Genomic DNA, 19,503 nt, shown 5'->3' on the forward strand with positions numbered 1-19,503 from the left:
CGGAACGGATGGTCAAGAACGCCGGACCGTGCCTAACCTGGCGTCCATGTCTGGTTCCCCGTCGAGTGCCAGCGCGCCCCCCGGTCCGGTCGACCCGGCCGTCATGCGCGAGGTCCTGGGCCACTTCGTCTCCGGTGTCGTCGTGATCACCGCGCACGGCCCCGACGGGCCGATCGGCTTCACCTGCCAGTCCTTCGCCTCGCTGTCGCTGGATCCGCCACTGGTCAGCTTCTCGCCGTCGCGCACGTCGTCGACCTGGCCGAGGATCCGCGAGATCGGCACGTTCGCCATCAATGTGCTGGCCGAGGACCACGAGCACTACAGCGCCGGGTTCGCCCGCTCCGGCGTGGACAAGTTCGCCGGCGTGGACTGGACCCCGGCCCCGTCCGGGGCGCCCGTGCTGAACGGGGTCAGTGCCTGGATCGATGGCGCGCTGTGGAACGAGTACGACGGCGGCGACCACACCATCGTCGTGGCCCGCGTATCCGACCTCGGCGCCGACTCGGCCCGGCTGCCGCTGCTGTTCTACCGCGGCCGCTACGGCATCACCGCGCCCGATGCCCTCGCCACCGAGGAGGAGAGCCGATGAGCGTCGTGCTGGGGGTGGTCGGCGGGCCCGACCCGGGTGGCCGCACCAGCACCGCCGTCGCGGGCATCCTGGCCGGCGCCGAGGCGGCCGGAGCGACCACCTCGCTGATCGAGCTGAGCCAGGCCGAGCCGGCCGCCGTCACAGCGGCCCTCGAGGCCGCGGACGCCGTCGTGTTCGGCAGCCCGGTCTACCGCGCCACCTATACCGCCCTGCTCAAGGACCTGCTGGAGCGCACCGAGCGTGGCAAGTGGGGCGAGACCACCGCCCCGCTGCAGGGCAAGGCCGCGGCCACCGTGCTCACCGGCGCGAGCGGGCACCACTTCCTCGCGATGAACGACCTGCGCAACGTGCTGGCCGGGTTCTTCGCGATGCAGGTCCTCTCCCCCGGCCTGTACGTCGACCACTCCGGCTACGCCGACCGCTCCACCCTGACCGAGGACAGCGCCGCGCTGGCCGCCACCCACGGGGCCGCGCTGGTCGACCTGGCCACGGCGGTCCGCGGTTCGAAGGCACTGTCCGCGATCACCCCGCAGGTCTGACCCGGCAGGTCCGGGCGCGCCACCGCCGTTCGCGCCGCGGGGCCGAATCGCCGTCGGTGACCGGTTCTGCAGCATGGGCCGATGCCGAGCGTCACGCTGAGCATCGGGCTGTTGGCGCCTCCATGGGCGGCGGTGCCACCACCGACCTACGGAGGAACCGAATCGGTCATCGACCAGTTGGCTCGCGGGCTCTCCGCCGCGGGGCACCAGGTCACGTTGTTCGCGACCGGCGACAGCACGGCCCCGGTGCCGACCGCCTACACGCGCGACGACGCGGCCGGCGATCAGATGGGCCGGACCCCGGTCGAGCTGCACCACGTGATGCACGGGTACGAGGCGCTCGCCGGCTGCGACATCGTGCACGACCACACCCTGGCCGGCCCCGCCTGGGCTCTCGCCGGTGGCCACGACCGGGTGGTGACCACGTGCCACGGCCCGTTGGACGGCGATTTCCGGCAGATCTACCAGCGCTACGGCACGCGGCTGCCGGTCAGCGCGATCTCGAACGCGCAGGTGGCCCGCGCCCCGGACATCACGGTCTCCACCTCGCGAATGGTCGCCGACCATCTGGCCCTCTATGAGGATGTGGTGTGCCGATGACCCTGGTCGACGCCGAGACCTCCGACGCGTGGGCGACCGGAGCCGGGCCGCCCGTGCCGCCCGCCGAGACCGGCACCGTCACCGCCGTCGAGGGCTCCACGTTCTGCGTGTCCTCGACCTCCGGAGACATGCTGCGCGACTTCCCGCACGGGCTGTTCGTCGCCGACACCCGGATCGTGTCGTGCTGGAAGCTCGCAGTCGACGGCCAGGCCGTGGAGACCCTCACCGCGCTCGAGGACCCCACCGAGCCCTACCGGGTGACCTTCGTGGGCCGCACCGCGCCGCACAGCGGGCACGCCGACAGCACGGTGCTCGTCCTGCGCCACCGCTACGTCGGCGACGGTATGCGCGAGGACGTCGTGCTGCGCAACCTGGGCCGGGAGGCGACGGGGGTGACCCTGTCCCTCACCGTCACCACCGACTTCGCCGACCTGTTCGAGGTGAAGCAACGCCGCGTGAACCCCGCGCACGGGGTCGTCGTCGACGTCGGCGCGGACGCCCTGACCTACCAGCTCGAGACCCCCACCGACGTGCGCGGCTCCCGGATCACCGCAACCGGCGACCCCGGCATCTCGCCGGGCCGGTTCACCTTTCACCTGGTGATCCCGGCCCGCTCGGAATGGTCGACCTGCCTGAGCGTCGAGGCCTTGGTCGGGGGACGCCGCATCCCGCCGCGGCACCGCTGCGGGGCACCGGTGCAGACGAGCCCCCCGGCGCGACGGATGCAGGCCTGGCGGCTGGCCGCCCCGAGCATCCGGACCCCGGACACCGTCCTCGCCGACACGCTGCGGGCCAGCGCCCGGGACCTGGGTGCGCTGCAGATCGAGGACCCGGATCACCCCGACTGTCCCGTCGTCGCGGCCGGGGCGCCGTGGTTCATGGCCCTGTTCGGCCGCGACTGTCTGCTGACCAGCTGGATGGCGCTTCCGCTTGACCCGCGGCTGGCTCGGTGCAGCCTGCGCACGCTGGCCCGGCTCCAGGGCCGGAAGTCCGATCCACTCACCGAGGAGCAGCCCGGCCGGATCCTGCACGAGGTGCGCATGGGCCGGGAGGCCGGGCTCGCCCTGGGTGGCGGCAACGTCTACTACGGCACTGTCGACGCGACCCCGCTGTTCGTCATGCTGGTCGGCGAGCTGCACCGCTGGGGCGAGCTGCCCGACGAGGACCTCAGGGCGCTCCTGCCGGCGGTCGACCGGGCGCTGACCTGGATCGCCGACTACGGCGATCTCGACGGCGACGGGTTCGTCGAGTACCGCAGGCACACCGACCGGGGGTTGGCCAACCAGGGCTGGAAGGACTCCTTCGACGGGGTCAATCACGCGGACGGCCGGCTCGCGGTCCCACCCATCGCACTGTGCGAGGTGCAGGGCTACGCCTACGCCGCGTTCCGCGCCCGCGCCGCCATCGCCACGACGCTCGGCGACCCGGCGGCGGAGTCGTACTGGCGAGGCCGGGCGGCCACGCTCAAGTCGGAGTTCAACCACTGGTTCTGGATGGACGACCGGGAGGCGTTCGCGATCGCACTCGACGGGGACAAGGAGCAGGTCGACGCGGTCACGTCCAACATGGGGCACTGCCTGTGGACCGGCATCGTCGATGACGAGAAGGCGCCCGCGGTGGCCCGGCACCTGTCCGGCGAGCGGCTCGACAGCGGGTTCGGCGTGCGCACGCTGGCGAACGACATGGGCGCCTACAACCCGATGAGCTATCACAACGGCTCGGTATGGCCGCACGACAGCGCGATCGCGGTGGCCGGGCTGGCCCGCTACGGCTTCGTCGAGCAGGCTCAGCGGATCGCGCTCGAGGTGCTCGACGCCTCGGCCCGGTTCGGCGACCGGCTGCCCGAGCTGTACTGCGGCTTCGACCGCGAGCAGTTCTCCCGCCCGGTCCCCTACCCCACCTCCTGCTCGCCGCAGGCGTGGGCGGCCGCCTCCCCGCTGCTGCTCACCCGCAGCCTGCTGCGGCTGGACCCGGACCTACCGGCCGCGCGGGTCGGCTTCGACCCGGTGCTGCCCGAGCGGATGCTCCCGTTGCGGATCGAGAACGTGCCGCTGGGGGGCGGGCGGATCGACCTGGAGATCCGGTCGGACGGTTGGGAGCTCGACGGGCTGCCCGACGAGGTGGCTCTCGACGCCGGCCCGCAGGACTGAAATCGCCCTGACCGACGTCTCGGGCGTCCTCGGGCCCATGCGGGGCCCGCGACGTCAGGAGCCCCGTGGGCGACATCCGCACCGAACTGCGGGTGGAGCAGCTCGCCCCACCGGCGGGCGCGGCCTCCTCGCGATGCTGCTCGGTGTGATGTCGGGACACGTCTTCTAGCGGCCACCGCCGGCTGTCGACCGGGAGAACCGGTTCGGGGTGGTGTCGGCCAGCGCGGCGAGCAGGTCGTCGATCGCGGCCAGGCTGTGCGCGCTGACCACGGCGTCGCAATACGGCCAGGCCGCGGCCATGCCGCCGACCAGCGGCCGGTACCCGGGCACGCGGGTCCGCGGGTTGGCCCACACGATGCGGTGGGCCAGCCGGGACAGCCGCGCCATCTGGGTCCGCAGCAGCGCCGGGTCCCCGGTCTCCCAGCCGTCGGAGATGATCAAGACGACCGCGCCGCGGGCCATCCCGCGGGCGCCGTGCGCGTCCAGGAACTCCTTGAGCGCCTCCCCGATCCGGGTCCCGCCGGACCAGTCCGGAGCGAGCCGGCCGGCCCGCCGCAACGCGATCGCCGGGGTGCTGGGGGCGAGCACCGGGGTGAGCCGGGTCAGCCGGGTCGCGAACGTGAAGACCTCGGCGCCGGCGCCGCCGCCCGCGCAGTAGAGCAGCTGCAGCAGGGCGCGGGCGAAGGGCGCCATCGATCCGGAGATGTCGCACAGCACGACGAGCAGGCGCGGCCGCTGCCGCGGGGTGCGACGGACCAGGGTGATCGGGACACCCGTGGTGCGCCGGGCGGTGCGCAGGGTCGACCGCAGGTCCACCCGCGGGCCGTGCGAGGCGCGCCGGGTGCGCCGGGAGCGCCGCGGCGGAATGGCCACCCGCAACCGGCTCATCGCCGTGGACAGCGTCAGCAGTTCCGCGGGCGACAGCTCGTCGAAGTCGCGGCCGGCGAGCCGTTCGGCGGCGCTCGCGATCGCCGGCAGTGGCGCCTCGACGCCGCCTGCGGCCGCGGCCGTGCCGGGCGCGAGGTGCAGCACGCCGCCGCCTCGGGTGTCACCGCCGCGGGGCTCGCCACGACCTGGCCCACCGGCCGGCGCCGGCGCGTTCGGGTCGCCGCGGGACTCGGCCACGTCGACCGGTCCGCCGAACACCGCACCGAAGACCCGGTCGAACACGGGGATCTGCGCCGGGTCGGACACGACGGTGGCCAGCGCGCACCAGTACAGCCGGCGCACCGTCCGCGGCGCCACGAGGACGACGGCCCGGGCCAGCCGCTCCGCGCGTTCGGGGCCGACGGGCAGCCCGGCGTCGTGGCAGGCGGCGGCGAACCGGGCGACCAGCGCCGGCAGGTCACCCCACACCGGCGACTCGCTCACCCGAAACCGCCGACTCGCGGGTCAGGCATGGGGGATCAGGGTGGCGAGGCCCGCTGCGCGGGCGGTGGCCGCGTCCTCGTCGTACTTGAGCACCGCACCCAGCGTGCGCTCGGCGGCAGCGACGTCGAGGTCCGCCACACCGAGCACGTGCAGCGCGGTCGTCCAGCTGATCGCCTCCGCGACCCCGGGCGGTTTCAGCAGGTCCAAGGCCCGGAACCGCTGCACCGCCGGGGCGACCCGGCTCGCGAGCCAGCCCGCCGCCTCCGGTACCCGTCGGCGGATGATCTCCTCCACTCGCCGCGGGTCCGGGTACCCGATCCAGTGGTAGAGGCAGCGCCGCTTCAGCGCGTCGTGCAGGTCGCGGGTGCGGTTGGAGGTGAGCACCGCGACCGGTGGCACGATCGCGCGCCGCGTGCCCAGCTCCGGAATGGTCACCGCCGACTCGGCGAGCATCTCGAACAGGAACGCCTCGAACTCGTCGTCGGCGCGGTCGATCTCGTCGATGAGCAGCACCGCGGGCCGCGGCCCCGGATGGCTGATCGCGGCCAGCAGCGGCCGCGCCAGCAGATAGTCCTCGGTGAACAGGTCGGCGTCGCGGAGCTGCTCCCCGCGGCTCTCCGCCAGCCGGATCGACAGCAGCTGGCGCGGGTAGTTCCACTCGTAGAGCGCCTCCCCCGCGGTCAGCCCCTCATAACACTGCAGCCGCAGCAACGTGGTGTCGAGCGCCTCGGCGAGCGCCGTCGCCGCGCGGGTCTTGCCGACCCCGGGCTCGCCCTCGAGCAGCAGCGGCTGGCCGATGCGCATGGCCAGGAACAGGGCGGTGGCCAGCGCGTCGTCGGCCAGGTACCCGACGTCGTCCAGCGCGGCACGCAGGGCGTCCACGTCGGGAACGGCGGGCAGATCGGGCACCCGGGTCACCCCGTGAACCGTGCCGGGTCGTCGAGGAACGCCTGCCGGCAACCGGTGCCGCAGAACCAGTAGCCCTGCCCGCCGTGCCGGGCCGACACGCCGGCGGGCGTCAGCGCGACCTCCATCCCGCACACCGGGTCGATCGCGATCTGCAACGGCGCGGGCTTCGCCGGCGGCGGCTCGTCAGGGACCGGGACCTCGAGCGCCCGCTCGGCAGGCGGCTCGGTGCGCAGCGTGTCCGGCACCGTGACGCTGCTGCGGGGCCGGCGGGCCACGATGTCGGCGAACACCGACAGCGCGATCTCCGGGGCCGTCCGGGCCCCGATGTCCAGCCCGGCCGGGGCGTGGACCCGGTCGAGCTGCTCGGCGGGCACGCCGAGCGCGGCGAGCTCCTCGCGCACCCCGGCCGCCCGTCTGCGGCTGGCCACCAGCGCGATGTAGGGCACCTCCGCGCGCAACGCCGCGCGCAGCACCGCGGCCTCGTCGCGCCCGTGCGAGGCGACGACGACGGCGGCGGTGTCCGCCGCGACGGGAACGCTCGGGTCGGCCCCCGCCCGGACGTCGTAGTCCAGCGCGGTGCCGACCCGGACCAGGGCCCGGGCCACCGGGGCCTCGCCGAACACCGAGATCAGCGTGGGCGGGACCATCGCCTCCAGGAAGATCTCCAGGGTGCCGCCGGACAGGCACGGGTTGCCGACCGTGCGCACCCCCTCCACCGGGGCGTCGTCGCCACCGGCGCTCGGGGTGATCCGCAACAGCCCGGACTCACCGGCCGCCAGCAACCGCAGCCCCTCCAGCCGCACGGTCGACTCCGCGCACACCCCGCCGACGAAGCCGTCGATGGTGCCGTCGGGCAGCACGAGCGCACAGTCCCCCGGCTTCGCACTGGTCGGGCGTTCGGCACGGACCACCGTCGCGAGGACGAACGGCGTCCGGCCGGCCCGCAGGTCGTCGACCCGCGCCAGCAGCTCGCCGCGGCTCACGGTGATCACCGGATCGCCAGGTCGGGACGGATCGGGCGGCCCTGCACGGCCCGCCAGACGTGCGCCGGGGTCAGCGGCATGTCCGCGTGCCGGACCCCGATCGCGTCGAGCACGGCGTTGACCACGGCGGCGGGTGACCCGACGGTGGCCGACTCACCGACCCCCTTGGCGCCGATCGGATGGTGCGGTGACGGTGTCACGGTCTCTCCCAGTTCCCAGGACGGGCATTCCATCGACGTCGGAAGGAGGTAGTCCATGAACGAGGCACCGAGATGGTTCCCGTCGTCGTCGAAGGCCATCAGCTCCATCAACGCCATCCCGATCCCGTCGGCCAGCCCCCCGTGCACCTGGCCCTCGACGATCATCGGGTTGATCCGGACCCCGCAGTCGTCCACCGCGACGAACCGGCGGACCTTCACCTGCCCGGTGCCCGGGTCGACGTCCACCACGCAGATGTAGGCGCCGAACGGATAGGTCAGGTTGGGCGGGTTGTAGACGCAGCTCGCGTCGAGATGGCCCTCCACGCCGTCGGGCAGCTCCAGGTCGGAGTGTGCGGCCAGCGCGATCTGCGCCATCGTCGCCCCGGCGGCCGGGTCGCCGGCGACCTGCCAGCGCCCCTTGTGCCACTCCAGGTCGTCCGCAGACACCTCGAGCATCGCCGCGGCCACGATCCGGGCGCGCTCGCGGACCTTGCGGGCCACCATGACGGCGGCCGCCCCGGACACCGGGGTCGAGCGGGAGCCGTAGGTGCCCAGCCCGAACGGGGTCTGGTCGGTGTCGCCCTGCACCAGTTCGACGTCGTCGGGTGAGACGCCCAGCTCTTCGGCGACGATCTGGGCGAACGTGGTCTCGTGGCCCTGCCCCTGGCTCATGCACGACACCCGCAGCACCGCGGTGCCGGTGGGGTGCACCCGCAGTTCCGCGCCGTCGGCCATGCCCAGGCCCATGATGTCCATCGTCCGGCGTGGGCCGGCGCCCACGGCCTCGGTGAAGAAACTGATCCCGACACCCAGCAGCTCACCGCGGCCGGTCTCGGCGTAGGCCGCGCGCCTGCGGGCCTGCTCGCGGCGCAGCTCGTCGTAGCCGGCCATCTCCAGGGCGAGCGCCAGGGTGCGCGGATAGTCACCGGAGTCGTACTCCCATCCCGTCGCGCAGGCGTACGGGAACTGTTCCGGGCGCAGCAGGTTGCGCATCCGGACCTCGGCGGGGTCGAGCCCGAGGTCGTGGCAGAGCACGTCGACCAGGCGCTCGACCAGATAGGACGCCTCGGTGATGCGGAACGAGCACGCATAGGCCACGCCGCCGGGCGCCTTGTTGGTGTAGACGCCGGTGACCCGGCAGTGCGCGGCCGCCACGTCGTAGGAGCCGGTGAAGATGGTGAAGAACCCGGCCGGGAACTTCGACGGCTGCGCGGTCCCGTTGAACGCGCCGTGGTCGGCCAGCACCCGGACCCGCAACCCGAGGATCCGCCCGTCGCGCGTCGCCGCGATCTCCCCGTGCATGTGGTAGTCGCGGGCGAACGACGTGCTCATCAGGTTCTCCGAGCGGTCCTCGGTCCACTTCACCGGAGACCCGGTCAGCACCGAACCCACCACCGCGCACAGGTAGCCGGGGTACATGCCGACCTTGTTGCCGAATCCGCCCCCGATGTCCGGGGCCACGATCCGGATCTTGTGTTCCGGGATGCCGGCGATGCGCGCGTAGAGCATCCGGTGGGTGTGCGGGGCCTGGGTGGTGGCGTGCACGGTGAGCTTGCCCGAGATCCGGTCGGCGTCGGCGACGATGCCGCAGGTCTCCAGCGGGGCCGGGTGCACCCGCGGGTAGAGCAGGTCGCACCCGGAGACGTGCTCGGCCGCGGCGAACACGGCATCGGTGGCCGCGGCGTCGCCGGCCTCCCAGTCGAAGACGTGGTTGTCGGTGCGCCCGTCGATCTCGTCGCGGATCAGCGGCGCGTCCGGGTCCAGGGCGCGGCGGGCGTCGATCACCGGCGGCAACGGTTCGTACTCGACCTCGATCAGGCTCAGCGCGTCGCGCGCGGCGTAGCGGTCCTCGGCGACGACGAAGGCGACCTCCTGCCCCTGGTAGCGCACCTTGTCCGTGGCCAGCACCGCCGCGACGTCGTGCGACAGCGTCGGCATCCAGGCCAGCCCGCGCCCGGCGAGGGTCTCGCCGGTGATCACCGCCCGGACCTTGGGGTGCGACTCGGCGGCGCTGGTGTCGACCGCGGTGATCCGGGCGTGCGCGTACGGGCTGCGCAGGATCGCGCCGTGCAGCATCCCGGGCAGCCGCAGGTCGTCGACGTAGCGGCCGCGGCCGCGGACGAACCGCGCGTCCTCCTTGCGCAGCATCCGCCCGTGCCCCATCGGCGTCGGGACGTCGCTGAACCCGCTGAACTCCCCGAGCGCGCTCACGCGGCACCGTCCCGGGCGTTCTCGGCCGCCGCGGCGTGCCGGATCGAGCGCACGATGTTCTCGTAGCCGGTGCACCGGCAGGTCTGGCCCGCGATCGCCTCACGGATCTCGGCCTCGGTCGGGTCCGGGTTGTGGTCGAGCAGCCAGCGGGCGGTCATCAGCATCCCCGGTGTGCAGAAGCCGCACTGCAGGCCGTGGCATCGGATGAACGACAGCTGCACCTGGTCCAGGCCGAAGGGACCCTCGAGGCCCTCCACGGTGCGCACCCGCCGGCCGCCGGCCATCACCGCCAGCACCGTGCACGACTTCACCGGCACGTCGTCCATCCACACCGTGCACGCGCCGCAGTTGGACGTGTCGCAGCCCCAGTGCGTCCCGGTCAAGCCGAGTTCGTCGCGCAGCAGATGCACCAGCAGCAACCGGGGCTCGACCTCGCGGACGTGCTCGACTCCGTTGACCCACACCGTGATCTGCACGCGATCAGGCCTCCCCGCCCCGGGCCCGGGCCGCGGCCCGGCGCAGCGCCCGGACGGTCAGCTCGTCCGCGAGGTGGCGCTTGTAGTCGACCGGCCCACGCTGGTCGGCCACCGGGCTGCAGTGCTCGGCGGCGATCCGCCCGGCCTCGGCGAAGGTCTCCTCCGTGGCCGGGCGGCCACGCAGGTACTCCTCGGCCTGCACCGCGGTGAAGTCCGGGGCCCCGACGGCGGTGAGACCGAGACCGACCTCGGCGACGGTGCCGTCAGGGGCGAGCCACAGCGCGGCAGCGGCCGCGGCGACGGCCCAGTCCCCGGCCCGGCGGTCGACCTTGAGGTAGGTGCTGCCCCCGCCTGGGCGCAGCGGGACGCGCAGCTCGGCCAGGATCTCCGCCGGGCCGACCACGGTCTGGTAGGGCCCGGTGAAGAACTCGCGCACCGGCACGGTGCGTTCGCCGTCGAGGCCGCGGATCACCGCGGTGGCCCGCAGCGCGGTGAACGCCCCGGACAGGTCCTCGGACGGGTCGGCCTGGCAGACCGAGCCGCCGACGGTGCCGCGGTTGCGCACGAGCGGATCGGCGATCATGCGCTCGGCGTCGTGCAGCATCGGGTAGTGCTCGCCCGCGACCGCGGAGCCGAGCAGGTCGGCATGCCGGGTCATCGCGCCGATCCGCAGCTCAGCGCCCTCGTCACCGACCTCGACACGGATCTCGCCGAGCTCGTCCAGGTCGTTGATGTCGATGAGCATCTCCGGCTGGGCCAGCCGCAGTTTCATCATCGGGATCAGGCTGTGCCCACCGGCCACGATGCGCGCCTCGGGGCCGTACCGGGCCAGCAGCGAGATGGCGTGATCGACGCTCGTCGCCCGCTGGTACTCGAAGTGGGCGGGCACCTGCATGGGCACTCCCGGGTCGGCCGCGACCGGCGCCGTCGACCTGTCCGGCGGCGTCGCTCGTATCGAGGCCATCGTGGTCCCGATCACAGCGCCTCAGCAAATCGGACTTAAGTCTTCGCTTAGGGCGTGGATGTGCTCTGCGTCTCCACGCGGCAGCATGGCGGCACTTGACACGCCAGTCGAAACAGGTGTGAGGTTGCCCACCACCTCAGGGTGGTCATCTCGTCACACCGTGTGACGCACTGGCACCCGGACCGACCAGCGGTACTTCCGCACCACCGCCGAAAGGGCGAGCCGACGATGGCCATCGAGTCCAGTGGGCACAGCCGACGCAATCCACGCATGTTCGAACTGATCGAGAACGCTCCGAAGACCGGGAAGAGCCCGACGATCTGGTCCTTCCCCGCCATCGTCGACTTCATGAAGGTGGCCGGCCAGCCCGTGGCCGGACCGTGGCCGCCGCACCAGCAGCCGCGCCCCGACCCCGAGGAGGAGTCACTCCCCGTGGCGATCAGTGAGCCCGCCCAGCCCGAGCGGGCCGCCCGGCACCGCGCCGCAGAAGAGGAGATCTGAGATGTACCCGTCTCGTTTTCGCTACGAGGCTCCCCACTCGCTCGACGAGGCGTGCGCACTGCTGGCCGAGTACGGCGACGAGGCCAAGGTCCTCGCCGGCGGGCAGAGCCTCATCCCGTTGCTGAAGCTGCGCTTCGCGGCACCGGGAGTGCTCGTCGACATCAACGACATCCCGGAGCTCGCCTACCACCACGAGGACGCCGACGGCACGCTGCGGGTCGGCGCGCTGTGCCGGCACGCCGACCTGGAGCGGTCGACGCTGCTGGCCGGCAGGTACCCCACCATGGCCGCGGCGGCGCCGCTGGTCGCCGACCCGATCGTGCGCACCCGCGGCACCCTGGTCGGGTCGCTGTGCCACGCCGATCCGCAGGGCGACTGGGCCTCCGTGATGCTGGCCCTGAACGGCGAGATCGTCGCCCAGGGCCCACGTGGCCGGCGCACGATCCCGGCCGCGGACTTCGTCGTCGGGCCGTTCCAGAACGCGCTCGCGCCCGATGAGATCGCGGTCGAGGCCCGCGTCCCGGCGGCTCGCGGCGCGGTGTCGGGCACCTACCTCAAGCTCGAGCGCCGGGTCGGTGACTTCGCGACGGCGGGCGTGGCGGTGGCGCTCGAGACCGCGAACGGCCAGGTGATCCGAGCCGGCATCGCGCTGACCGGGGTGGGCGCCAACAACATCAAGGCCGTCGAGGCCGAAGCGGCCCTCACCGGCAATGCCCTCGACCCCGACGTGATCGCCCGCGCGGCCCGGCTCGCCGCCGGGGCGGCCCGGCCCAAGCCCGACCACCGCGGCAGCGCCGAGTACAAGCGCCACGTCATCGAGACCTTCGTCAGCCGCGCACTCGGCGGCCCCCGGACCGCGCTGGCGGCCTGACATGTCCACTGTGAACTCCAAGGAGGGCGGCGTGGACGAGCGCCGGATCACCGTCACGGTCAATGGCGAGCCCAGGACCGCCGAGATCGAGCCCCGGTTGCTGCTGGCCCACCTGCTGCGGCAGGGCCTCGGGCTGACCGGCACGCACATCGGGTGCGACACCACCAACTGCGGCGCCTGCACCGTGCTCTACGACGGCCGCCCGGTGAAGTCGTGCACGATGCTCGCGGTCCAGGCCGACGGGCACGAGGTCACCACCGTCGAGGGGCTGGGTACGCCCAGCGAACTCGACCCGGTGCAGGAGGGCTTCACCAGCGAGCACGCCCTGCAGTGCGGCTTCTGCACCCCCGGGATGATGCTCGCCGCCAAGGCCCTGATCACCGAGAACCCGGACCCCACGGAGGAGGACGTCCGCTGGGGGCTGTCCGGGAACCTCTGCCGGTGCACCGGCTACCAGAACATCGTCAAGGCAGTGCTGTGGGCCGCGCAGAAGCAGCGGGCCGAGGCGGCAGCCGCCGGCACCAGCGACAACGCCGTCGCGGTCTGAGGAGGCAGGGAATGTCACAGGCACTGGACGAAGTGAAGATCGGCGGTCTCGGCGCGAGCCGGCAGCGGGTGGAGGACGCCCGCTTCATCCGCGGCCGGGGCAACTACGTCGACGACATCGTGCTGCCCGGCATGCTGCACATGGAGATCCTGCGCAGCCCGCTCGCGCACGCCCGGATCACGTCGATCGACACGTCGGCGGCGTGGGCGATCCCCGGGGTGCGACTGGTACTCACCGGCGAGATGGCCGCGCAGCGCAACCTGGCGTGGATGCCGACGCTGTCCTACGACACGCAGGCGGTGCTGGCCACCGACAAGGTGCGCTTCCAGGGCCAGGAGGTGGCGTGTGTCGTCGCCGACGACCCCTACATCGCCCGCGACGGCGTCGAGGCGATCGTCGTCGAGTACGAGCCGCTGCCGCCGATCGTCAACCCGATGCAGTCGCTCGAACCCGGGGCGCCGCTGATCCGGGACGACAAGGAGGGGCAGACGGACAACGTCTGCTACCGCTGGGAGGTCGGCGACAAGGAGGCCACCGATCGGGCCTTCGCCGGGGCCGACCAGATCTCCGAGCTGAAGCTGCACTACCCGCGCAGCCACCCGTCGCCGATCGAGAACTGCGGTTCGGTCGCCGACTACAACTCCGCGACGGGCAAGCTCACGGTCTACATGACCACCCAGGCCCCGCACATCATCCGGGCCGCGGTGTCCCTGGTGGCGGAACTGCCCGAGCACATGATCCGGATCATCTCCCCGGACATCGGTGGCGGCTTCGGCAACAAGGTCCCCGTCTACCCCGGCTACGTGTGCTCGATCCTGTGCTCGATCCTCACCGGCAAACCGGTGAAGTGGATCGAGGACAAGACCGGCAACCTGGTCTCCACCGGGTTCGGCCGCGACATGTACCTGACCGGTGAGATGGCGCTGCGCTCCGACGGCAAGATCCTCGCCATCCGGTTCCACGCCGACACCGACCAGGGTGCGTTCTTCTCCGACGCCCAGCCCAGCAAGTTCAAGATCGGGCTCGTGCACTCCGCGTTCGCCTGCTACGACATCCCGTACGGCCACATCACCGCGCAGGGTGCGTACACCAACAAGGCGCCCGGTGGGGTCGCCTACCGGTGCTCGTTCCGGGTCACCGAGGCGATGTTCTTCCAGGAACGCATGATGCACGCGGCGGCCGCCGATCTGGGCATGGACCAGGCCGAGTTCCGGCGCATCAACCTGCGCTCCGACGACTCGTTCCCGGCCCGCACGCCCTTCGGGTTCCTGGTCGACTCCGGGCAGTACGGCACGTGCCTGCAGATCGGGCTGGACGCGATCGGCTACGAGGACTTCACGCGCGAGCAGGCCGAGGCCCGCAAGCGCGGCAGGCTGCTGGGCATCGGGATCTCGACGATGACCGAGCCGCTCGGGGCCGGCAACAGCCGCGAGTACGACATCCTCGGCATCAAGATGTTCGACTCCGCCGAGCTGCGGGTGCACCCCACCGGCAAGGCGCTCCTGCGCACCGGCGCGAAGACCCAGGGCCAGGGGCACGAGACGACCTGGGCGCAGATCGTCAGCCACGAGCTCGGCATCCCGGCCTCCGACGTCCTCGTCGAAGAGGGCGACACCGACACCGCGCCGTTCGGGATGGGGACCTACGCCTCGCGCAGCACGCCGGTCGCGGGGGCGGCGGTCTCGATGGTGTCCCGCAAGGTCCGCGCGAAGGCCCGCAAGCTCGCCGCGCACCTGCTGGAGGTGTCCGAGGAGGACGTCGAGTGGGAGCTCGGCCGGTTCTACGTGCGAGGGGCGGAGAGCCGGGGCGTGACGATCCAGGAGTGCGCGATGGCCGCGTACACCAACATGCCCGACGGCATGGAGCCCGGCCTGGAGAACAACGCCTACTACGACCCGCCCAACCTGACCTGGCCGTTCGCCTGCTACATCGCGACGGTCGAGGTCGACCCGGAGACCGGCGTCTGGGACGTGCTGCGGCTGGTCGCGGTCGACGACTGCGGGGTGCGGATCAACCCCATGATCGTCGAGGGGCAGATCATGGGCGGGCTCACCGAGGCCTACGCGATGTCGAACATGCAGTTCCAGACCTATGACGCCGAGGGCAACATCGTCGGCGGGAACTACATGGACTACCTGCTGCCCACGGCCTGGGAGACCCCGGGCTTCGAGTTGCACGAGGTCGTCACCCCGTGCCCGCACCACCCCATCGGTGCCAAGGGCGTCGGTGAGTGCGCGGCGGTCGGCGGGCCGGCCGCGTTCGTCAACGCCGTCATGAACGCCATCGAGCACAGCGGTGTGCGCAACATCGACATGCCGCTGCTGCCCGACCGGGTCTGGGACGCCATCCGGACCGGCAAGGACATCTCCGGCGCGCCGCCGTTGCGGAACGAGTGAGCGGGGGAATCACTGATGCTGATCGAGAACGAGTTCCGGGTCACCGCACCGGTGGACGAGGTGTGGGACTACATGCAGGACCTGCCGGGCCTCGCGCCCTGCCTGCCCGGTGCCGAGCTGACCGACGACCTCGGTGACGGCACCTACCAGGGCAAGGTCATCACCCGGCTCGGGCCGGTGAAGCTGGGATTCACCGGCACGGCGAGGATGGTCGAGGCCGACGAGGCCGCGCGGCGGATCGCGATCCACGCGGTCGGCTCGGAGGACAAGGGCAAGGGCACCGCGGACATGACGGTGACCGCCACCCTGGTGCCCGCGAGCGGCGGGGCGACCACCGTCAAGGTCACCCAGGACCTGCAGGTCTCCGGCGCGGCCGCGCAGTACGGCCGCGGGATGATCTCCGACGTCAGCAGCGTGCTGATGAAGAGCTTCGCGGAGTGCATCTCCTACAACATCGACGCCGGTCGCGGCGGCGGTACCGCCACCATGACCCGGACCGCGAAACCGGCCAGCGGTCTGGGCATCGGCCTGTCGGCCGCGGTGATGGCGCTCAAGCGGGTCATCCGCCGGTTCTTCGGCCCGAGCACCCGCCCCTGAGAGAGGAGCAGTCATGACGCTGTGGTGGATCGGCAACGCGATCCTGCTGTTCGTGGTGTTCCCGGTCGTGGTCGCGCTGCTCAACCGGGTGTTGTCCGCGGTCGAGCGGATCCGCTGGGCCGCCGACGACATCCTGGCCGGCGGCGGGCGCCTCGCCGGGCAACTGGAACCGGTGCCCGGCCTGCTGGCCACGACCGACGCGACCGTGCACCAGGTCGCGGTCGGCGCGACCCGCTACGCGGGCAGCGTCGCGAAGTTGCTGCCGTGATGACCACCGATCGAGGAAGGAACCAGCCATGCCCGCAGCCGCCTGGGCGACGCTGATCATCTCAGGCCTGATCATCGCCATCACCGGCGTGGGCCTGCTCCGGGTGATCCTGCATCTGCGCCACGTCAGCACGACCCTCGCCACCCTCACCGGCGGGGTGCAGGCCATCGCCGCCTCGACGTCCACCGTGCCGGTCGTGCTGCCGTCGGTGAACGCCAACCTCAAGCCGGTCCGCGACTTCTGCGAGTCGGTATGACCCCGCGAGTCGGCACTTTCGGGAGCGCGAGTCGGCACTTTCCGGCGCACGAGTCGTCGGATTCGGGCGGCCGGGTCGCCGTAGCGAGGAGGACGTCATGACGCTCGCGCAAGCCGCCGAGCCGGACATGTTCGGGTGGTACCTGGGTTTCGGGATCGGGATCGTCGTGGTCCTCGTCGTCGTCGCCCTGGTCGTCCCGATCCTGGTCCTGGCCCACAGGATCGGTGAGCAGGCGCAGGTCATCAACTCAGGCCTGCAGCAGTCCGAGCGCAACACCCGGCCACTGGCCGCGCTGCGCCAGACCATCGACCACGCCGAGGTCATCACCGCCGGGCTGCGCCGCGGCCGCGAGAGGCTGGGAGGGTAACCATGAGCGATCAGGAGATCACCGCCTGGTGGATCGCCATCATCGCCGGGTTCGTCGTGGTGCTCGCCGTGGCGGCACTGCTGAGCCTGCTGGTGTGGTTCGTGAAGATCATCGACAGGCGCGTCGCGGAGATCCGGGACACGTTGTCGGCCATCACGCGGAACACCGCGTCCACGGCGCTCATCCCACAGACCGGTGACGCCGTCGACGCGGTGCTGGCCGAGGGCCTGCAACACCATCTGTTCCTCGGTCGGGTGCTGCCGAGCATCCCGACCCCGGCCACCACGAACGGAGGGGCGGCATGACCACCCTGGTCGTCCTCACCGTCGTCGTCATCGCCGCGCTCATCGCCGGACTCGCGTTCTACCTGTTCTGGGTCGGATCGCTGCTCGGCCGGATCGCGACGAACCTCGAGGCGTGCGAGGACAGCGTCCGGCAGATCAACGCCGACGCCGCGCTGATCGGACCGGGCGTCGAGCACATCAACCGCTCCGGCGGCACGGTGGCCGGCGCGCTGCCGCTGCTCTACGGGTTCGCCGAGAAGATCGTCGTCAAGGCCTCGCCGAACGTCGAGCGGCCGAAGGTGGCCGTCCCCGCCTCCGGGCGGCGGCGGTCACGTCTGCACGAGGCCGTCGGGTTCGCTCCGGTGGACTGACGGCCATCCGGACCGGCGCCGCACCCCTGCCCCGGGTGCGGCGCCGTGTCGCGTCCGGTGTCCACGAGCGGGCGGCCCAGGGCCGCCGAACGCTGCGCTACGGCAGGCGATCACCGCACCGGAGCGCCACATCGCAGCGTCCGGCATCCGGGCCAGCAGCGGAGGCCCTCAGCGCGGGCGCTTCTCCGGCGGACGCGGGGGCGGGAGCGGGGCGGTGTTGGGGGCGTCGGAGTACTCCCCGATCCACTCGGCGCGCCACGCCGTGTCGTACTTCTGCTCGTTGCAGTGCGGGTCGTAGACGGAGATCAGCTCGTTCGTGACCATCTCCCGGTGCCCGCGCCCGCCGCCGGGGATCTGCAGGGTCGCGATGTGCACCTTCCACTTCGACCCCGCGCGCTGCACCCAGCAGTGCGCCCGGCGGTGCTTGAACGGAAAGCCCTCCGCGGACAGGTCGTCGGCGTGCCCGACGTAGATGACCGCGTACTTCTCCCGCTCCGGGTCCGGCTTGTACAAGATCGCGTAGACGCCCGGCTCGGCCGGTGGGGTCCACCCGCCCAGCAGCCGGGGGCCGGAGAACGCGTACCCGGCGAGCGAGCCGAGCCGGATCACGCGTCCCCGTCCTCGTCCTCACTCATGGCCTCGACCCGTACGATCGGGAACTCCGGAAGGCCGGCCGTGCGCACGGCGTCGGAGAACGTCGCGGCGCCGCGTTCGATGGCCTCGTCCCGGGTCTCGGCGACCACGACGACCTGGGCGCCGTAGCGGTTCGTGCCGATTCCGGTGGCGATGCCGCCATGGGGCGCCACGGCATCGGCCAGCTCGACGACCTCGTCGTGGGAGAAGATGCGGTCGCCCTCGGCCTCGACCCCGACGCTCCAGCGGATCGTCATCGGCTCTCCTTCTCTCGCTAGCCCAGCTCGGGGAGCAGTGCGGCCAGCTCTTCCAGGCTGCCCAGGTCGTGACCGGACAGCAACACGTCGATGTGCGGGTCGGCGACCATCATGCCGACGGTCTGCGGGCGGTAGTCGGGGTTGTTTCCCTTGTGCGGGTTCATCCACACAATGCGGTGGCACAGTCGCGACAGTCGCTCCATGGCGGTGGCCAGGACGTCGGGGTCGCCGCGGTCGAGGCCGTCGGAGCAGATCACGACGACACCGCCGCGGGCCATCCCCCGCCGCCCCCAGTGCCGGACGAACGCGTCGAGCGACTCCCCGATCCGGGTGCCGCCCTCCCAGTCGACGACGAGCCGGGCGGCCCGCTCGAGCGCGTCGTCGGGCTTGCGTGTCTGCAGCGACTTCGTCAGATGCGTGAGCCGGGTGCCGAAACAGAACACCTCGACCGTGAACGACCCCGACGACGCGCGCTTGGCCGAGTACGCGAACTGCAGCAGCGCGCGTGAGTAGTCGGCCATCGACCCGGAGATGTCCAGGATGAGGATCAGCGGGCGCAGCCGGAGCCGGCGGCGGCGCCAGTGCAGGTCGATCATCTCACCGTGCATCCGCAGCGACCGGCGGATCGTGGCGCGCAGGTCGGGCCGGCGACCCCGGCGCGCCGCGCGGGTGCGGCGGGTCCGCCGCCGCGGCGGGGCCAGCCGGATCCGGGCCATGATCCGGCGCACCGCCTCGAGTTCGGAGTCGGTGCAGGCGGAGAACTCCTTGGCCTTCAACGTCTCGGCGTTCGACGCCATCAGCCCGAGGACGGTCTCCTCGTCGGGCTCCTCGGCCCCCGGGTCGGCGGCGACCTCCAGCACCGTCTCCGCCTCGGACTCCGCCCGGGCCTTGATCTTCACCAGTTCCTGCACCGGGTTGCCGGCGTCGAGGAAGAACTCCCGGAACACCCGGTCGTAGGTCACGATGTCGTCGCGGCGGCTGACCAGCGAGACCCGCCCGCCCCAGTACAGGTCCACCAGGTCGGTCGGGTCCAGCGGGGTCATCGCGGCGCAGAAGGTGAGGATGTCGCCCGAGCCGACGGACACGCCCTCGGCACGCAGGGCCCGGCCGAAGTCGACGAGCACCCCGGTCAGCCCGGCCGGGGCCGCCGTCACAGCGCAGTC

Annotated in this window: 23 protein-coding genes; 14 read left to right on the forward strand and 9 right to left on the reverse strand. The window is 72.2% G+C overall.

Annotated features, from left to right (window positions below; translation table 11 throughout):
- The first annotated feature begins 46 nt into the window (after nucleotides 1-46).
- The 4 genes from HF526_RS03205 (at nucleotide 47) to HF526_RS03220 (ending at nucleotide 3,878) form a co-directional block, all read left to right on the forward strand.
- On the forward strand, nucleotides 47-589 hold the full coding sequence (locus HF526_RS03205; RefSeq protein ID WP_169379711.1) for a flavin reductase family protein: 543 nt from the start codon (nucleotides 47-49) through the stop codon (nucleotides 587-589).
- Nucleotides 586-1,128 carry an NAD(P)H-dependent oxidoreductase gene (locus HF526_RS03210; RefSeq protein WP_169379712.1) on the forward strand — a complete coding sequence of 181 codons (543 nt, stop codon included), beginning with the start codon at nucleotides 586-588 and terminating at the stop codon, nucleotides 1,126-1,128. The genes HF526_RS03205 and HF526_RS03210 overlap by 4 nt, the downstream gene beginning before the upstream one ends.
- An 81-nt stretch (nucleotides 1,129-1,209) precedes the next feature.
- A complete protein-coding gene (locus HF526_RS03215; protein WP_169379713.1) occupies nucleotides 1,210-1,728 on the forward strand; it encodes a glycosyltransferase in 519 nt (172 codons plus the stop codon).
- A complete protein-coding gene (locus HF526_RS03220) occupies nucleotides 1,725-3,878 on the forward strand; it encodes an amylo-alpha-1,6-glucosidase (protein ID WP_169379840.1) in 2,154 nt (717 codons plus the stop codon). The genes HF526_RS03215 and HF526_RS03220 overlap by 4 nt, the downstream gene beginning before the upstream one ends.
- 165 nt (nucleotides 3,879-4,043) lie before the next feature.
- On the opposite strand, the gene HF526_RS03225 is transcribed toward HF526_RS03220, so the two are convergent.
- The 6 genes from HF526_RS03225 to HF526_RS03250 are packed head-to-tail and all read right to left on the reverse strand — an operon-like array spanning nucleotide 4,044 to nucleotide 10,923.
- The gene (locus tag HF526_RS03225) at nucleotides 4,044-5,249 is read right to left on the reverse strand and encodes a vWA domain-containing protein (RefSeq protein ID WP_338051261.1); all 1,206 of its coding nucleotides are present in this window, start codon (nucleotides 5,247-5,249) and stop codon (nucleotides 4,044-4,046) included.
- A 21-nt stretch (nucleotides 5,250-5,270) separates the two neighbouring features.
- Nucleotides 5,271-6,158, reverse strand: coding sequence for an AAA family ATPase (locus HF526_RS03230; RefSeq protein ID WP_338051278.1), 888 nt, complete (start codon nucleotides 6,156-6,158; stop codon nucleotides 5,271-5,273).
- 5 nt (nucleotides 6,159-6,163) lie between these two features.
- Nucleotides 6,164-7,141, reverse strand: a complete 978-nt coding sequence (locus HF526_RS03235; protein ID WP_169379714.1) for an XdhC family protein — start codon at nucleotides 7,139-7,141, stop codon at nucleotides 6,164-6,166.
- Nucleotides 7,142-7,146: 5 nt separating this feature from the next.
- On the reverse strand, nucleotides 7,147-9,504 hold the full coding sequence (locus tag HF526_RS03240; RefSeq protein WP_169379843.1) for an aerobic carbon-monoxide dehydrogenase large subunit: 2,358 nt from the start codon (nucleotides 9,502-9,504) through the stop codon (nucleotides 7,147-7,149).
- 44 nt (nucleotides 9,505-9,548) lie between these two features.
- Nucleotides 9,549-10,028, reverse strand: a complete 480-nt coding sequence (locus tag HF526_RS03245; RefSeq protein WP_169379715.1) for a 2Fe-2S iron-sulfur cluster-binding protein — start codon at nucleotides 10,026-10,028, stop codon at nucleotides 9,549-9,551.
- A 4-nt stretch (nucleotides 10,029-10,032) separates the two neighbouring features.
- Nucleotides 10,033-10,923 carry an FAD binding domain-containing protein gene (locus tag HF526_RS03250; protein WP_169379716.1) on the reverse strand — a complete coding sequence of 297 codons (891 nt, stop codon included), beginning with the start codon at nucleotides 10,921-10,923 and terminating at the stop codon, nucleotides 10,033-10,035.
- A gap of 339 nt (nucleotides 10,924-11,262) precedes the next feature.
- Here HF526_RS03250 and HF526_RS03255 point away from each other — a divergent pair, with 339 nt between their 5' ends.
- The 10 genes from HF526_RS03255 to HF526_RS03300 all read left to right on the forward strand — a co-directional run bounded on the left by HF526_RS03255 (nucleotide 11,263) and on the right by HF526_RS03300 (nucleotide 17,450).
- Complete coding sequence (locus HF526_RS03255; RefSeq protein WP_169379717.1) at nucleotides 11,263-11,493, forward strand: hypothetical protein; 231 nt, start codon at nucleotides 11,263-11,265, stop codon at nucleotides 11,491-11,493.
- A 1-nt stretch (nucleotide 11,494) separates the two neighbouring features.
- Nucleotides 11,495-12,364, forward strand: coding sequence for an FAD binding domain-containing protein (locus tag HF526_RS03260; protein ID WP_169379718.1), 870 nt, complete (start codon nucleotides 11,495-11,497; stop codon nucleotides 12,362-12,364).
- Nucleotide 12,365: 1 nt separating this feature from the next.
- Complete coding sequence (locus HF526_RS03265; RefSeq protein ID WP_169379719.1) at nucleotides 12,366-12,911, forward strand: (2Fe-2S)-binding protein; 546 nt, start codon at nucleotides 12,366-12,368, stop codon at nucleotides 12,909-12,911.
- A gap of 11 nt (nucleotides 12,912-12,922) precedes the next feature.
- The gene (locus HF526_RS03270; RefSeq protein ID WP_169379720.1) at nucleotides 12,923-15,307 is read left to right on the forward strand and encodes an aerobic carbon-monoxide dehydrogenase large subunit; all 2,385 of its coding nucleotides are present in this window, start codon (nucleotides 12,923-12,925) and stop codon (nucleotides 15,305-15,307) included.
- 15 nt (nucleotides 15,308-15,322) lie between these two features.
- Nucleotides 15,323-15,904 (forward strand): SRPBCC family protein, encoded by a 582-nt coding sequence (locus HF526_RS03275; RefSeq protein WP_169379721.1) that lies wholly within the window; start codon nucleotides 15,323-15,325, stop codon nucleotides 15,902-15,904.
- Between the two features lie 13 nt (nucleotides 15,905-15,917).
- On the forward strand, nucleotides 15,918-16,172 hold the full coding sequence (locus tag HF526_RS03280) for a hypothetical protein (protein WP_169379722.1): 255 nt from the start codon (nucleotides 15,918-15,920) through the stop codon (nucleotides 16,170-16,172).
- A 28-nt stretch (nucleotides 16,173-16,200) separates the two neighbouring features.
- A complete protein-coding gene (locus HF526_RS03285; protein ID WP_169379723.1) occupies nucleotides 16,201-16,428 on the forward strand; it encodes a hypothetical protein in 228 nt (75 codons plus the stop codon).
- 97 nt (nucleotides 16,429-16,525) lie between these two features.
- Nucleotides 16,526-16,795: a hypothetical protein gene (locus HF526_RS03290; protein WP_239028234.1), complete on the forward strand. Its 270-nt coding sequence runs from the start codon at nucleotides 16,526-16,528 to the stop codon at nucleotides 16,793-16,795.
- A gap of 2 nt (nucleotides 16,796-16,797) precedes the next feature.
- Nucleotides 16,798-17,100, forward strand: coding sequence for a hypothetical protein (locus HF526_RS03295; RefSeq protein ID WP_169379724.1), 303 nt, complete (start codon nucleotides 16,798-16,800; stop codon nucleotides 17,098-17,100).
- Complete coding sequence (locus HF526_RS03300; RefSeq protein ID WP_169379725.1) at nucleotides 17,097-17,450, forward strand: hypothetical protein; 354 nt, start codon at nucleotides 17,097-17,099, stop codon at nucleotides 17,448-17,450. The genes HF526_RS03295 and HF526_RS03300 overlap by 4 nt, the downstream gene beginning before the upstream one ends.
- 168 nt (nucleotides 17,451-17,618) lie before the next feature.
- On the opposite strand, the gene HF526_RS03305 is transcribed toward HF526_RS03300, so the two are convergent.
- From HF526_RS03305 to HF526_RS03315, 3 genes are read right to left on the reverse strand one after another with little or no spacing between them, the layout of a single operon-like run.
- Nucleotides 17,619-18,059 (reverse strand): hypothetical protein, encoded by a 441-nt coding sequence (locus HF526_RS03305; RefSeq protein ID WP_169379726.1) that lies wholly within the window; start codon nucleotides 18,057-18,059, stop codon nucleotides 17,619-17,621.
- Complete coding sequence (locus HF526_RS03310) at nucleotides 18,056-18,340, reverse strand: hypothetical protein (RefSeq protein ID WP_169379727.1); 285 nt, start codon at nucleotides 18,338-18,340, stop codon at nucleotides 18,056-18,058. Before HF526_RS03310 ends, HF526_RS03305 begins: the two co-directional genes overlap by 4 nt.
- Before the next feature lie 17 nt (nucleotides 18,341-18,357).
- A complete protein-coding gene (locus tag HF526_RS03315) occupies nucleotides 18,358-19,494 on the reverse strand; it encodes a VWA domain-containing protein (RefSeq protein ID WP_169379728.1) in 1,137 nt (378 codons plus the stop codon).
- Nucleotides 19,495-19,503 lie beyond the last annotated feature (9 nt).

This window comes from Pseudonocardia acidicola (assembly GCF_012911935.1).
GTDB lineage: Bacteria > Actinomycetota > Actinomycetes > Mycobacteriales > Pseudonocardiaceae > Pseudonocardia > Pseudonocardia acidicola.

Bases quoted from the DNA above. Each gene is read 5' to 3' on its own strand.
- HF526_RS03205 (WP_169379711.1), top strand. From the start codon at position 47: ATGTCTGGTTCCCCGTCGAGTGCCAGCGCGCCCCCCGGTCCGGTCGAC.
- HF526_RS03210 (WP_169379712.1), top strand. From the start codon at position 586: ATGAGCGTCGTGCTGGGGGTGGTCGGCGGGCCCGACCCGGGTGGCCGC.
- HF526_RS03215 (WP_169379713.1), top strand. From the start codon at position 1,210: ATGCCGAGCGTCACGCTGAGCATCGGGCTGTTGGCGCCTCCATGGGCG.
- HF526_RS03220 (WP_169379840.1), top strand. From the start codon at position 1,725: ATGACCCTGGTCGACGCCGAGACCTCCGACGCGTGGGCGACCGGAGCC.
- HF526_RS03240 (WP_169379843.1), bottom strand. From the start codon at position 9,504: ATGGGGCACGGGCGGATGCTGCGCAAGGAGGACGCGCGGTTCGTCCGC.
- HF526_RS03250 (WP_169379716.1), bottom strand. From the start codon at position 10,923: ATGCAGGTGCCCGCCCACTTCGAGTACCAGCGGGCGACGAGCGTCGAT.
- HF526_RS03255 (WP_169379717.1), top strand. From the start codon at position 11,263: ATGTTCGAACTGATCGAGAACGCTCCGAAGACCGGGAAGAGCCCGACG.
- HF526_RS03260 (WP_169379718.1), top strand. From the start codon at position 11,495: ATGTACCCGTCTCGTTTTCGCTACGAGGCTCCCCACTCGCTCGACGAG.
- HF526_RS03265 (WP_169379719.1), top strand. From the start codon at position 12,366: ATGTCCACTGTGAACTCCAAGGAGGGCGGCGTGGACGAGCGCCGGATC.
- HF526_RS03270 (WP_169379720.1), top strand. From the start codon at position 12,923: ATGTCACAGGCACTGGACGAAGTGAAGATCGGCGGTCTCGGCGCGAGC.
- HF526_RS03275 (WP_169379721.1), top strand. From the start codon at position 15,323: ATGCTGATCGAGAACGAGTTCCGGGTCACCGCACCGGTGGACGAGGTG.
- HF526_RS03280 (WP_169379722.1), top strand. From the start codon at position 15,918: ATGACGCTGTGGTGGATCGGCAACGCGATCCTGCTGTTCGTGGTGTTC.
- HF526_RS03285 (WP_169379723.1), top strand. From the start codon at position 16,201: ATGCCCGCAGCCGCCTGGGCGACGCTGATCATCTCAGGCCTGATCATC.
- HF526_RS03290 (WP_239028234.1), top strand. From the start codon at position 16,526: ATGACGCTCGCGCAAGCCGCCGAGCCGGACATGTTCGGGTGGTACCTG.
- HF526_RS03295 (WP_169379724.1), top strand. From the start codon at position 16,798: ATGAGCGATCAGGAGATCACCGCCTGGTGGATCGCCATCATCGCCGGG.
- HF526_RS03300 (WP_169379725.1), top strand. From the start codon at position 17,097: ATGACCACCCTGGTCGTCCTCACCGTCGTCGTCATCGCCGCGCTCATC.
- HF526_RS03310 (WP_169379727.1), bottom strand. From the start codon at position 18,340: ATGACGATCCGCTGGAGCGTCGGGGTCGAGGCCGAGGGCGACCGCATC.